The sequence below is a fragment of the Pseudoalteromonas sp. BSi20652 genome (genome assembly GCF_000239855.1).
Taxonomy (GTDB): domain Bacteria; phylum Pseudomonadota; class Gammaproteobacteria; order Enterobacterales; family Alteromonadaceae; genus Pseudoalteromonas.
Window position 1 is genome coordinate 24,720 of record NZ_BADT01000044.1, and the last position, 12,954, is coordinate 37,673.

Annotated in this window: 10 protein-coding genes and 2 pseudogenes; 8 read left to right on the forward strand and 4 right to left on the reverse strand. The window is 39.6% G+C overall.

The features are described from left to right. Positions 1 to 140: 140 nt before the first annotated feature. A complete protein-coding gene (gene gshA / locus P20652_RS13945) occupies positions 141 to 1,730 on the forward strand; it encodes a glutamate--cysteine ligase (RefSeq protein ID WP_008166587.1) in 1,590 nt (529 codons plus the stop codon). A 143-nt stretch (positions 1,731 to 1,873) separates the two neighbouring features. Further along, a pseudogene (locus tag P20652_RS17525) lies at positions 1,874 to 2,466 on the forward strand (hypothetical protein). 56 nt (positions 2,467 to 2,522) lie between these two features. Here the strand turns inward: P20652_RS17525 and P20652_RS13940 are convergent. The 3 genes and pseudogenes from P20652_RS13940 to P20652_RS13925 all read right to left on the reverse strand — a co-directional run bounded on the left by P20652_RS13940 (position 2,523) and on the right by P20652_RS13925 (position 6,089). After that, positions 2,523 to 3,843 (reverse strand): annotated as a pseudogene (locus P20652_RS13940) (IS4 family transposase). 109 nt (positions 3,844 to 3,952) lie between these two features. Continuing rightward, complete coding sequence (locus P20652_RS13930) at positions 3,953 to 5,221, reverse strand: HlyC/CorC family transporter (protein WP_008166591.1); 1,269 nt, start codon at positions 5,219 to 5,221, stop codon at positions 3,953 to 3,955. 61 nt (positions 5,222 to 5,282) lie between these two features. After that, on the reverse strand, positions 5,283 to 6,089 hold the full coding sequence (locus tag P20652_RS13925; RefSeq protein WP_008166593.1) for an inner membrane protein YpjD: 807 nt from the start codon (positions 6,087 to 6,089) through the stop codon (positions 5,283 to 5,285). A gap of 250 nt (positions 6,090 to 6,339) precedes the next feature. Between P20652_RS13925 and ffh the strand changes: the two genes are divergently transcribed. The 6 genes from ffh to tyrA all read left to right on the forward strand — a co-directional run bounded on the left by ffh (position 6,340) and on the right by tyrA (position 11,511). Further along, positions 6,340 to 7,719 (forward strand): signal recognition particle protein, encoded by a 1,380-nt coding sequence (ffh, locus tag P20652_RS13920; protein ID WP_008166595.1) that lies wholly within the window; start codon positions 6,340 to 6,342, stop codon positions 7,717 to 7,719. Between the two features lie 260 nt (positions 7,720 to 7,979). Next, the gene (gene rpsP / locus P20652_RS13915; RefSeq protein WP_002962192.1) at positions 7,980 to 8,228 is read left to right on the forward strand and encodes a 30S ribosomal protein S16; all 249 of its coding nucleotides are present in this window, start codon (positions 7,980 to 7,982) and stop codon (positions 8,226 to 8,228) included. A 17-nt stretch (positions 8,229 to 8,245) separates the two neighbouring features. After that, on the forward strand, positions 8,246 to 8,782 hold the full coding sequence (rimM, locus tag P20652_RS13910; RefSeq protein ID WP_008166596.1) for a ribosome maturation factor RimM: 537 nt from the start codon (positions 8,246 to 8,248) through the stop codon (positions 8,780 to 8,782). Next, positions 8,782 to 9,549 carry a tRNA (guanosine(37)-N1)-methyltransferase TrmD gene (gene trmD, locus P20652_RS13905; protein WP_008166597.1) on the forward strand — a complete coding sequence of 256 codons (768 nt, stop codon included), beginning with the start codon at positions 8,782 to 8,784 and terminating at the stop codon, positions 9,547 to 9,549. Before rimM ends, trmD begins: the two co-directional genes overlap by 1 nt. Before the next feature lie 33 nt (positions 9,550 to 9,582). Further along, positions 9,583 to 9,942: a 50S ribosomal protein L19 gene (gene rplS, locus P20652_RS13900; RefSeq protein WP_007581406.1), complete on the forward strand. Its 360-nt coding sequence runs from the start codon at positions 9,583 to 9,585 to the stop codon at positions 9,940 to 9,942. A gap of 435 nt (positions 9,943 to 10,377) precedes the next feature. Then, entirely contained in the window at positions 10,378 to 11,511 is a 1,134-nt protein-coding gene (tyrA, locus tag P20652_RS13895) for a bifunctional chorismate mutase/prephenate dehydrogenase (protein ID WP_008166598.1), read from the forward strand. Positions 11,512 to 11,585: 74 nt separating this feature from the next. Here tyrA and P20652_RS13890 read toward each other — a convergent pair whose 3' ends face one another. After that, complete coding sequence (locus tag P20652_RS13890; RefSeq protein ID WP_008166600.1) at positions 11,586 to 12,743, reverse strand: chorismate mutase; 1,158 nt, start codon at positions 12,741 to 12,743, stop codon at positions 11,586 to 11,588. Positions 12,744 to 12,954: the final 211 nt, after the last annotated feature.

Genomic DNA, 12,954 nt, shown 5'->3' on the forward strand with positions numbered 1-12,954 from the left:
TCATACCAAGCGCATGTTCAAAGCAGGGGAAGTAATTGCTATCTAAAAAATTATATTGTTCTTAACAATTTAATCTTGAGTAATCGCTAATAAGCCCCCATAACCTTATGATTAAGCCACGTGGCCCGAGGAAAGATTTTTTGACAACACATGATTTAGCAAATGCGCTTAACGCATTATCAGCAGATGAACATAAACACGCAGTTAAAGGCATCAAACGTGGCATTGAGCGAGAGTCGCTCAGAATACAAGCTAGCGGCGCTATATCACCTCAAGGACATCCTAAAGGTGTGGGTAGTGCATTAACTAATGGACATATCACAACTGATTTTTCTGAATCGTTACTTGAATTTATTACTCCAGTTAGTGAATCGTCAACGCAAACGCTTAAGCAATTAAAAGACCTTCAAAAATTTACTTTAGAGAAAATGGGCGACGAATTACTTTGGCCTATCAGCATGCCGTGCTTTATTGAACATCAAGATGATATTGTTTTAGCGCAGTTTGGTAGCTCAAATACAGGTCAAATGAAAACACTATACCGTGAAGGATTAAAAAATCGTTACGGTAGTATGATGCAAGCAATAGCGGGCGTGCATTTTAATATTTCTTTTCCTAATGCACTTTGGGAATCACTTCGTTCATTAAAGAAAAGTGATGTAAGTTTACAAGATTTTATTTCAGACGGTTATTTAGCGCTTATTCGCAATTTTAAGCGCGAGTTATGGCTAATAAGCTATATGTTTGGTGCATCACCCGCATTATGCAATTCATTTTTGCAAGGTCGCAAAAGCGACCTACCATTTAAAAAATTAGGTAAAGGCACACTCTATTTAGAAGTCGGTACAGCGCTACGTTTAGGGAATTTAGGTTACACAAATAGCGCACAATCTTCATTACGTGTTATGTATAATTCATTAGATGAATATGTCGCGGGTCTTAAAAAAGCAATTAATACGCCGTCAGAGATTTATGGCGACCTAGATGATTATAAGAGTGAAAGCCCTAAGCAGTTAAATAAAAATATTTTGCAAATTGAGAACGAATTTTACTCACCAATCCGCCCTAAGCGCAATGCTAACAGTGGGGAAACACCTACAGACGCTTTACTTAGATCGGGCATAGAGTATATCGAAATCCGCGCATTAGATGTTAACCCGTTTAGTGAAGTAGGTATTGATATTGAGCAAATTCACTTTTTAGATGTGTTTTTAACGTATTGTTTATTAAAAGATTCAGCTCCAATGGATTGGAAAGAACAAGCACGTAGTACTGAAAACCTCGACACAGTAGTAAATCAAGGTCGAGAAGAAGGGTTAATGCTTAACTTTAATAACACACAACGTAGTCTTCAGTCGTGGGGAAATGAAATATTTACCCAGCTCACTGATGTCGCTAAATGGATGGATAATGCGTATGGTGTTAATTATTACTCAGAGACTATAAAGCGTATGGCAACGTGGATAGATAATCCAGAACTTACCTACTCTGGGCGTTACGTATCACAATTAAAAGAGTCTGGTTTAGACAACGGCCACTTTGCACTAGCATTGGCAAATAAATACAAGCAAAGCCACGCAGAAACTGACTACAGTGAGTTTTTAAAGCCGTGGTTGGAACAACAAGTTTTAGAGTCTAACAAAGCACAAGCTGCAATTGAGCAAGCAGATACTCAGTCATTTACCGCGTTTTTAGATGCGTATTTTGACGGTAAACAACCGGGTGTTTAGTAAAATTTAAGCAAAAAAAACGCAGCCTAAGTTGGCTGCGTAAATATATTCAGGGATGAATTAATGCTGTACTGCTGCATTCGGTAAATCAGACCCACACTTTTTAAAAAGTTCAGTGAGATTTAAATAAATGAAAAAATGCAATTGTTTTATTTCTCGCTCTTACTTTAGCTGGTTGTGCTACAGCTCCTCCGAAACAACCTAACGATTTATGTAAAATCTTTGAAGAAAAGCCTGATTGGTATTTTGACGCTAAAGACGCACAAGAAAAATGGGGTTCTCCTAAACACGTACTCATGAGTATGATGTATCAAGAAAGTTCATTCAAACACGATGCAGCACCACCAATGGAATACTTTTTATGGATAATTCCAACAGGTCGCGCAAGTGATGCTTATGGTTATTCGCAAGCTAAAACACCGACGTGGTCTGATTATATTCGTGAAACAGGTAATAATGGTGCCGACAGAGACGACTTTGATGATGCAATCGATTTTATGGCATGGTTTGTTTATAAAACCCATAAAGTGAATAGTATTTCTAAGTGGGATGCTTACGCACAATATCTTAATTACCACGAAGGTTGGGGTGGGTATAAGCGTGGTACATATAAAAAGAAAAGTGGTTAGTCGGTGTTGCGAATAAAGTTAAGCACAGAGCGAGCCGCTACGGGGCGCAATTAAAACGTTGTGAAGATAAATTAGATAAAGGTTGGTTTGATCGGTTGTTTAGCTAGACTTGTAATCAACACAAGGATTATTAAAAGGGAGCCAATTGGCTAATGCCAGTCAGTTAAGCTGACTGGCATTTTTTTATTGGGGATACTTAGATGGTTTTGGCTTAACCCATCGGGGATACCTTCTATCCTCTCGTCTAGCTGGAAGCTTAAATAAGACCAGTGTATTGAGTAAGTGCTGCCAGTGTATTGGAATGTTCCCTGGACTCATTATAGATACTGACGAGAAATACTGAATGACAGCCATCGAACTGCTAGAGAAACTAAGCGGGTTAGGCCATATCCCTGTCACTGTCGCCGGCATCGTCATTATTCTTCGTATTAAATTATAGGCGAGTAACACGCCCCATAGCTCTTGACGCACCATGTCTTGACGCTTGCTTCTTAAATGGTATGCGCTATCAAGCATGGTTTGTTTGATTTCTCTAAACCCAAGTTCTATCTCCCAACGATGACAATATAATTCAACAATTTCATTACCTGGATAACGCAATCTATCCGTCATCGAGGTTAATATACGGTAGCTTTTGCCCTTTATTGTTTTACTGATTAATCTCGCTTTAATCGTTTCAGGAACATCGGAAACGTTTTTTTGTGCATGTTTTGTTGTTTTCAATTCAGTGATATGGTCATTTTTACCCGCGCTGGAGATGATTTCATACTGTAAGTCGGGCCTTGCTTGTATCAGCCAGTGCCTCATCTTCCCAGTTTGGTGCCAACGATTTAACAGGCCTAAAGAATAATATCCTTTATCAAACATAGTCAGTGAATTATCTGGTGTACGTTCAATTAAACGCTCAGCTAATTTCATCTCGTTGGTTTTATAGTTATCAAACTCACTACTGAGCAGTTGATGGCTAATCAATTCCATATGACAGACCATGCGTATTTGAGGAAAGGCTGTATCACCGTATTGGTTGCTACCAGAAGAGAAGGCTTTACGATTATCAGGCGTGTCGGCTGTTCGCCACACAACACCGCCAACAGCTAATAGGTTCAAACCATTCCATGTTTCGAATCACTGTTGCTTATACATTGATTGAACAGATTTATTGAAAACGTGTTTAACGGGATCATCACCTAACCTTTGTCTCGTCTGTACCATCGCACTTGGAGCAACGAGTTGGTTCTTGCCTGGCACATGATATCTAGCTTATTAGCGATATTCCAAACCGATTCTTTTCGAAACAATGCCATGCCAATAACTGACCACAAAACGGCCTCAAGCGGTAACCTTCGCTTACGAACGGTTGCAATCTCTGCTTGTTGAAAACCTTGTTCAATGATTTCAGGGTCAAGAATTTCTGATAATTTTTCAAAGGTATGGTATCGGCTGCTTTCTTCAAGTGTTGCTTGCAGTGCTTGTTCTATATTCACAAAAAAATCCGTAGTTAGTTTCCTAACTACGGATTTTTCATGATCGTTTGGATCGGTCAACCGGTCATTTTCTTAACTGATCGGCATTACCCAATTGGGGCTTTTTGTTTTAGTGTTTTCGTTTGTTGGGTTGTATTTTTACTTGTTTTACCATGTTTTCTTTTACTTCAAGGACTTCAATAGGGTAGCCTGCAATGCGTAAACTGATATTTGCATCGGGGATGTTTTCTAGGTATTCAACAATTAAACCACTTAATGTTTTAGGGCCATCAAGTGGGAAATCCCAACCCATTTCTTTATTTAAATCACGTACGTTAGCGCCGCCATCTACAATACATGAGCCATCAGTTTGCGTTGTGACTTCTTCACTCGGTGTACGAGTTTGTGTGGTTGTAAAATCGCCCACTACTTCTTCTAAAATATCTTCAAGAGTCACTAAACCCTGAATATCTCCGTACTCGTCAACTACAAGGCCAATACGCTCTTTAGATAGCTGAAATTTTAACAGCTGCGTATTGAGCGATGTACCTTCAGGGATAAAGTAAATTTCGCGTACGGCTCGTAGCAACGATGGTTTATCAAATTGCTCTTTTGTTAAAAGGCGCAGTGCATCACGAGAGTGAATAAAGCCAACTGCATCATCTATGTTATCTCTATATAGCAACACACGAGTATGTTGTGCATGAGTTAACTGACGGCTAATGAGTTTCCAATCGTCGTTAATATCTATCGCCACAATTTCGTTGCGTGGGATCATAATATCTTCAACGGTTACCTGTTCTAAATCTAAAATGGAGGTAAGCATGCTTTGATGACGTGCAGGGATAAGCGCACCAGACTCATTGAGCACTGTTTTTAGTTCTTCTTTACTCATGCTGTGTTCGTCGATTTGAGCGGCACTAATACCAAATAACCGGAGTATCCCGTTGGTCATCCAGTTAATAACTACGACAAAAGGGAATAGAATTTTTAGTAACCCTTTAAGTATTATTGAACTTGGAAAAGCAACTTTTTCAGGGTAGAGGGCTGCAAGGGTTTTAGGTGTTACTTCGGCGAATATAAGTACAACTAAAGTTAACACGCCCGTTGCTATAGCAATACCAAGGTCACCATAAAGGCGAATGCCAATAATGGTTGCAACTTGGGCTGCAGCTATATTAACAAGGTTATTACCTATTAAAATTAAACCGATGAGCCTATCCGGACGGCTAAGTAATTTACTGACTCGTTTAGCTGCACGATGGTCCTCTTTAGCGAGGTGTCGCAGGCGTATACGATTGATTGACATAATTCCGGTTTCTGAACCAGAAAAATAAGCAGAAAAAAGCACCAAAAAACCTAAAATGATAAACAGGGTACTTGTCGATATGTCGTCCAACGATGGATCCTTTTCTTATAAATCAATGCGTATTAAGCTAGAGTGAGCAAGCAGAGTCAAGTTAAAACTTATTAAGTATGACTTCTTGTATGAAACGGCTGCCAAAATAAGCGAGTGTAAGAACAAATGCAGCGACCATGATTGTAATAACCACCGGCTTTCCTCGCCAACCTTTTTTCATATGACCAAGCGCAACGACAGTAAAAATAATCCATGCGACAAACGATAATATCGTTTTATGAATGAACTCTTTAGCAAACATCCCATCAAGAAATATAAACCCCGAGAGTAATGCAAACGTTAGCAATACAGTGCCAAGGTTAAGTAGCTGGTATAACTGGCGTTCAACAACCATTAAAGGCGGAAGGTGGCTATGCACAATTGCTAAATCTTTGCGTTTTAAGCGTTTATCAATAAAGTAAAACTGTACACCATATAAAGTAGCGATAATTAAAATACAGTATGCCAGCAAGGATAAGGAGATGTGCGTTACTAAACCAATTTCAATATTAATACTTTGTAGCAAAATATGATGAGGGATAAATAAGCTAGCTATTGTTAACAAAGCAGCAAAGCCATAAACAACCGGCAATAATAAAGTCGCTGGAAATTTTAATGAGACTGCAGTTACCGAAACCACAATAACCCAGCACGTTAATAGAGATACATTAACAATACTCAAGTCTTGGCCATCAGCTCTAAAAACAGAATTAACTAACAACAGCATATGTGCCACGATAGCCACAGTACTTAGTATTACTGTAATTTTTTGGCTAGGGCCCTGTTTATGAAATAGGCGTGAAAGTACGTGAGACGTTGCTAACACATAAAATAAACTGGCAATAATAGTTAAGCTAATAATCAGCATTGTGCTTGGGCCACTTAATTTGAGACAAAATAATCCTTGTTGTTATATAACCATTGTATTTTATAGCAAAGCAAATGAATAGACCTAAAAAAAGAAACTCAGCTAGCTGCACTTGAACACTATATTGTAAGGTACCATTTACGGTATACTGTTTTTAATTCAAATTTAATAATATCAATATCATTAATTGAACGGTCACACTGCGCGGCTGTGTAATTAGGTTGATATAACGTCTTATCGGAACCGATACATGTTTGAGAACCTCCAAGAACGATTAGGTAAAACCTTAAAAAATATCAGTGGCCGTGGCCGGCTAACTGAAGACAATATAAAAGACACTCTTCGTGAAGTGCGTATGGCTTTTTTAGAAGCTGATGTGGCGTTACCTGTTGTACGTGACTTTGTAAAACAAGTTAAAGAGCGTGCAGTAGGGGTTGAGGTTACAAAAAGCTTGAGCCCAGGCCAAGTATTTATAAAAATAGTGCGTGAAGAACTAGAAAAGGCAATGGGTGAGGCTAATGAAGAGCTGAGTCTAAATGCGCAACCGCCGGCCGTTGTAATGGTGGCGGGTCTTCAAGGTGCGGGTAAGACTACCAGTGTAGCTAAGCTTGCTAAGTTTTTAAAAGAGCGAAAAAAGAAATCAGTACTTTTAGTCAGTGCCGATGTTTATCGTCCAGCGGCTATTAAACAGCTAGAAACGCTTGCTGCAGAAGTTGATGTTGATTTCTTCCCAAGTGATATTTCGCAAAAGCCAGTTGATATTGCAACCGCTGCAATATCTCATGCTAAAAAGAAATTTATAGATGTAGTACTTGTTGATACTGCAGGTCGTTTACATGTTGATAGCAACATGATGGATGAAATTAAAGATCTTCATAAAGCAATCAACCCAATTGAAACCTTGTTCGTTGTTGATGCAATGACGGGTCAAGATGCAGCGAATACAGCTAAAGCATTCGATGAAGCCCTGCCACTTACCGGTGTTATATTAACAAAAACCGATGGTGATGCGCGTGGTGGTGCTGCTTTATCTATACGTCATATTACAGGAAAGCCTATTAAGTTTCTGGGTGTAGGTGAGCGCATTGATGCGTTAGAACCTTTCCACCCAGACCGTATAGCGTCACGTATTTTAGGCATGGGTGACGTACTTTCATTAATCGAAGAAGTCGAGATGAAAGTAGATAAAGAGCAAGCTGCTAGAGTTGCTGAAAAAGTATTTAAAGGTGCTGGCTTTACACTTGATGACTTTGCAGATCAATTAAAGCAAATGAAAAATATGGGTGGCATGATGTCAATGCTCGATAAGCTTCCTGGTATGTCTAACTTGCCAGATGCTGTTAAAGGTCAAATGGGCGATAAAACATTTATCCAAATGGAAGCTATTATTAGCTCAATGACTAAAAAAGAGCGTGCACGCCCAGAAATTATTAAAGGTTCGCGTAAAAAACGCATCGCAGCAGGATCTGGTACACAAGTACAAGAGATTAATAAGTTGCTTAAACAGTTTACGCAAATGCAAAAAATGATGAAAAAAATGAAAGGTAAAGGCGGCATGACTAAAATGATGCGCGGAATGAAAGGCATGTTACCACCGGGAATGATGGGTGGCGGCGGCCCTAAATTTTAAAAAGTTCCATTGAGTTACTTTTTAAAATAATAGCGAATCATATTTAAAGGAGCAAATAGCTCCTTTTTTGTTGGATAAATTATGCATACAGTATACCTTTAACCCTAATTTTTCGTTGAGATCACGGTTTAACCTACTAAACTGCCTTTTTGGTTCACTTCTTACTTGCGTTATTGCCAAAAACTCGTACAATTCCCCAGCTCCCCATTCTGGGGAGTAAATCTTATTAATGAAAACAGTCAATCTTTATAGAGGACGGTATGGTAACTATTCGTTTGCAACGTGGTGGCGCTAAAAAACGCCCTTTCTATCAAATTGTGGTTGCGGATAGCCGTTTCTCGCGTGACGGTCGCTTCATCGAGAAAGTAGGCTTTTTTAACCCAATTGCTTCAGGTCAAGAAGAAAAAATTCGTTTAGATTTACCACGTGTTGAACACTGGGTAGGTCAGGGCGCATCTCTTTCAGATCGCGTAGCTAAGTTAGTAAAAGACGCTCGTAAAGCGGCTTAATAGGCGTAAGTGTAACCATGAGTCAAGAGAACACCTCATCAATAATTGTCGTAGGAAAGCTCGGTGCCCCATATGGTATAAAGGGCTGGCTTAAGGTACATTCATTTACTGATGATCCCGTAGGGATCTTCGATTTCAGCCCGTGGTTGATAGGGCAGCAAGGTAAATGGCAGTCCTTAGAAGTGGTCGACTGGCGTCGCCACAACAAAGGCTTTATCGCTAAATTTGCGCAGGTAAACGATCGAGACGAAGCAATGGCTTATACCCATGCAGAAATCTCAATGGATGCAGCGCATTTACCAGAACTCCCGCAAGGTGAGTTCTATTGGCGAGATCTCATTGGCATGTCTGTTGTAACCGATAAAGGTTACGATTTAGGTATTGTTGATGACCTGATGGAGACAGGATCAAATGACGTACTAGTTGTGAAAGCAAACAGTAAAGATGCATTTGGTCAAGCTGAGCGTTTAATTCCTTTTTTAACTGATTCAGTTATTAAAGACGTTAAATACGACGCAAGAGAAATTACCGTAGACTGGGATCCTGGGTTTTAATGACGCAAACTAGTTCATTATGGGTAGGGGTGATAAGCCTTTTTCCAGACATGTTTGACGCTATTACAGACCAAGGTGTTACCGGTCGCGCAGTAAAAAATGGCTTAATTGATTTTAACTGCTGGAATCCGCGAGACTACGCTTTAGACAAGCATAGAACCGTAGATGACCGTCCTTACGGGGGCGGACCTGGTATGTTAATGATGGTTGAACCATTAAAAAAAGCGATTACCGAAGCTAAAATAGCAGCTGGTGATGGTGCTAAAGTAATTTATATGTCCCCGCAAGGGCGCAAACTTGATCAGCAAGGTGCTAGCGAACTCGCTAACGCTAAAAAACTGATTTTGATTGCCGGTCGCTATGAAGGTATAGATGAGAGAATAATAGAATCATATGTTGACGAAGAATGGTCAATTGGTGATTTTATTTTGAGTGGTGGTGAACTACCTGCCATGACATTAATTGACGCAGTAGCGCGATTAGTGCCAGGTGTGTTAGGTCATAACCAATCAGCGGAACAAGATTCGTTTTCGGATGGCTTGTTAGATTGTCCACACTATACACGACCAGAAACATTGGACGACAAACAGGTGCCTGCTGTATTACTCAGCGGAAACCACCAAGAGATAGCAAAATGGCGGCTTATGCAGTCATTAGGCAGAACTTGGTTACGACGTCCTGACTTGTTGCATAACCTAGCTCTGACTGAGGAGCAAGCGGTATTACTCGCGAAATTTCAGCAAGAGTACCAAAAAGCTTGTGGCTAGAAGACAGTTACACCTAGGAAAGTGAGAAACATAATGGCAAAAGTAAACCAAAATATTATTAAAGCGCTTGAAGATGAGCAGCTTAAAACAGACGTACCTGCATTTGGCCCTGGTGATACAGTGGTTGTACAGGTAAAAGTAAAAGAAGGTGCTAAAGAGCGTCTACAGGCCTTTGAAGGTGTTGTAATCGCTAAGCGTAATCGTGGTCTTCACTCAGCATTCACAGTTCGTAAAATTTCGAACGGTGAAGGCGTTGAGCGTGTATTCCAAACGCACAGCCCTCTTATTGATAGCGTAACAGTTAAGCGTCGCGGTGCAGTTCGCCGTGCTAAGCTTTACTATCTACGTGAGCGTTCTGGTAAATCTGCACGTATTAGAGAAAAACTTAACTAATACGCGCTGTTTATCAACGCAAAAAAACGGGTTGCATCCTTCGGGTTGCAACCCGTTTTGGTTTTAGGTGAAAGAAAAATCTATGATGTGTGGTTATTCTCTATAAATAAGCGATAACGATGCATAAAGACCAAGCACGCGCTGAGCGAAGGGCTCTACCGGGGGCTATTAACTCTTTGTTGCCTCAATTAAATTAAATACCCCTTAGGTCGAATAAATTTCAATCTGGAGAGGTCAACACGCTTTAAAGTTGTAATTAATAACATCCAAAAAATACATAAAATATTACCTCACTTTTTTACCTCACTTTTTGTTTGCTAAACTAGATCAGCTCTTTTAACAACTAACGTATCCTGTTAGTATTTATCGTATTGATTAGTTTACTTTTTTGTAAATTAAAATTTACAATCTAATGTTTTAAGGTAGGACAAGAACGTGGCAGATATTATAGATTTAGCCCAGTTAAGAGATGGTATAGATGAATGCGATGCTCAACTGGTTGCCTTACTTGCAAGACGTAATGGAATCACTCAAAAAATAGGTACATTTAAACAACAAACAGGCGCACCGTTACATGATCCAGAACGAGAAGCCCAGTTATTAGCAGCAAGACGCCAAGAAGCAGTAAATCAAAATGTAAGCCCCGACTTAGTTGAAGACATACTTAGACGAATGATGCGTGAAGCATATCAAAACCAGCAGTCGAAACTTGCTTGTGTTGCATGCGATCTTTCACCTATTGTTATAGTAGGTGGGCAGGGCGTAATGGGTAAATTATTTGCTAAGCAGTTTGAACGCTCAGGCTATAAAGTTAAAATTTTAGATAAAGATCAGCAAAACGATGCGAAAAGTATTTTAAAAGGTGCCAAGCTAGTAATGATTAGCGTACCAATTAATGCATTGGACGCTGTAGTTGCTAAGTTACCTAAACTAGATGATGACTGTTTACTTGTTGATATTACATCGGTAAAGCAATCGCCTATTAAAGCACTAAAAGCTGCGCATAGTGGCCCTGTGGTTGGTTTACATCCTATGTTTGGGCCTGATATCTCACATTGGGTAAAACAAACAGTCGTTGTATGTGAAGGGCGAGATCATCAAGCGGCTAAAGGTTTATTAGCACAGTTACAAGTATGGGGTTGCCAGCTTGTTGAACTTGATGCGAAAAAGCACGATGAAGCAATGCAAATAATCCAAGTGATGCGCCATTTAACGACATTTGTTTACGGCCAGTTTTTAGCTAAGCAAAGCCATACCTTAGAAGAATTACGAAGTTGTTCTTCTCCGATATATCAGCTTGAGTTAATGATGGTAGGGCGTTTATTCGCACAGTCGCCTGAGCTTTATTCAGATATTATGCTAGCACAGTTTGATGATGTAGAGACCTTACTCGCGCAGTACCAAGATACTTTTGCTAATACATTAGCAAAACTAAAAGCGGGAGATAAAGCGGCGCTAATTGATTCTTTTGCTGAGGCTAAAGCGTACTTCTCTGATTCTACAGAACACTTTTTAACGCAAAGCCGAAGCCTATTAAACAAAGCAAATGACGCGAAAGTCCTAGATTAGCTTTGTGAGCTATAAGAAAAACAAAAAGGGCTTTATAAGCCCTTTTTTATATGTCTAATTGCATAAATAAATAATTAAGTATTAACGCTTACTGCCTGAAGGGATTCGCTTTGGTAGCATCCTAAAATGCGCACATATTGAGTATGCTCTTTAAGTTCTTCTAGCGCTTCTTTTACTTGGCTATCAGCTAAGTTTGCCTCTAGATCAACATAAAACACTTCTTCCCATGGGTTACCTGGGGTTGGTCGAGACTCAAGCTTAACCAAGTTTATTTTATGCTGTTTAAAAATCATTAACGCATCAGCAAGCGACCCTGCTTGTTGTTTTGTAGACATTATTAAACTGGTTTTAGTTGGAATTTGGTTAGACACTTGTAGAGGTTTACGCGCAACTACAATAAAGCGGCTATGGTTTTCTCTTTGATTAGCTAGGTTTGATTTAATGACTTCAAGCCCGACATTTTTCCCCGCTTGCGCAGAGCCAATTGCAGCACTATTTGGTGTATTTAGAGCTGATTGTAAGGCACTTGATGTTGAATCACATGTTTCATGTTGCACATCACCCAAGCCTTGTAAAAAACGACTGCACTGCGCAAACGGCTGTGGATGAGCAAATATTTTTGTTAGTTGACTAAGTTCAGTCTCAGGGTTTGCGAGTAAGCAATGCTCTACACTGTGAGTCACTTCCCCAACAATAGACACTTGCGCGTGCTGTAATAAGTCAAACACCTCGTTAATACTGCCAGAGCTTGTGTTTTCAATCGGTAATAAACCAAAATCAGCTTGGCCGTTTTCTACCTTCCCTGTTATTTCGTCAAACGATGTACAGCCAATTTCAACTAATTTACCCGGGCGGCGGCTAAAATATTTATGACATGCAAGTTGGCTGTATGAACCTTGACCACCTAGGTAAGTAACGCGATGTGTTTCTGTTAATGCATCAGGGTTTAAGTTTTTTTGTAGCATCGCTTGTTGGTGTAAAACAGAGTCTTCCAAAATAGTTTGAAAAACATTATTCACGTAGTAAGCATCTAAACCTAGTGATTTACCATAGCCAATCAGTTTCTCTAAAAGAGCGAGTTCACGGGCTTCATCGCGAATTGGTTTGTTGTTAGCAATTTTGTACTCAACCACACCGTGGCTAATCCGGCGACGTTTGGCTAATAACACGAGTAAATCTGAATCTATTTCATTTATGTCGTGTCTTAGGGAGTTTAATACATTGTTTGTCATTTTGGTTTCCTCATTCCAAAAGTGAGCTGTAATTACACAGCAAAAACAAAAAAGCCTCCCAGTTGGGAGGCTTTACTATTCGGTTGATTTTATCTCACAAACAGGTAAGCCTCTTTTATATAAAGAAGCTAAAAAACGAAAAAAGTGCAAGATAAAAATATATTCATGCGGTTAATGTATGGAGAGTTGTAAGTAATGTCAATAACGCTTT

Bases quoted from the DNA above. Each gene is read 5' to 3' on its own strand.
- rimM (WP_008166596.1), top strand. From the start codon at position 8,246: ATGAGTCAAGAGAACACCTCATCAATAATTGTCGTAGGAAAGCTCGGT.
- P20652_RS13925 (WP_008166593.1), bottom strand. From the start codon at position 6,089: ATGCTGATTATTAGCTTAACTATTATTGCCAGTTTATTTTATGTGTTA.
- rpsP (WP_002962192.1), top strand. From the start codon at position 7,980: ATGGTAACTATTCGTTTGCAACGTGGTGGCGCTAAAAAACGCCCTTTC.
- trmD (WP_008166597.1), top strand. From the start codon at position 8,782: ATGACGCAAACTAGTTCATTATGGGTAGGGGTGATAAGCCTTTTTCCA.
- P20652_RS13890 (WP_008166600.1), bottom strand. From the start codon at position 12,743: ATGACAAACAATGTATTAAACTCCCTAAGACACGACATAAATGAAATA.
- rplS (WP_007581406.1), top strand. From the start codon at position 9,583: ATGGCAAAAGTAAACCAAAATATTATTAAAGCGCTTGAAGATGAGCAG.
- ffh (WP_008166595.1), top strand. From the start codon at position 6,340: ATGTTTGAGAACCTCCAAGAACGATTAGGTAAAACCTTAAAAAATATC.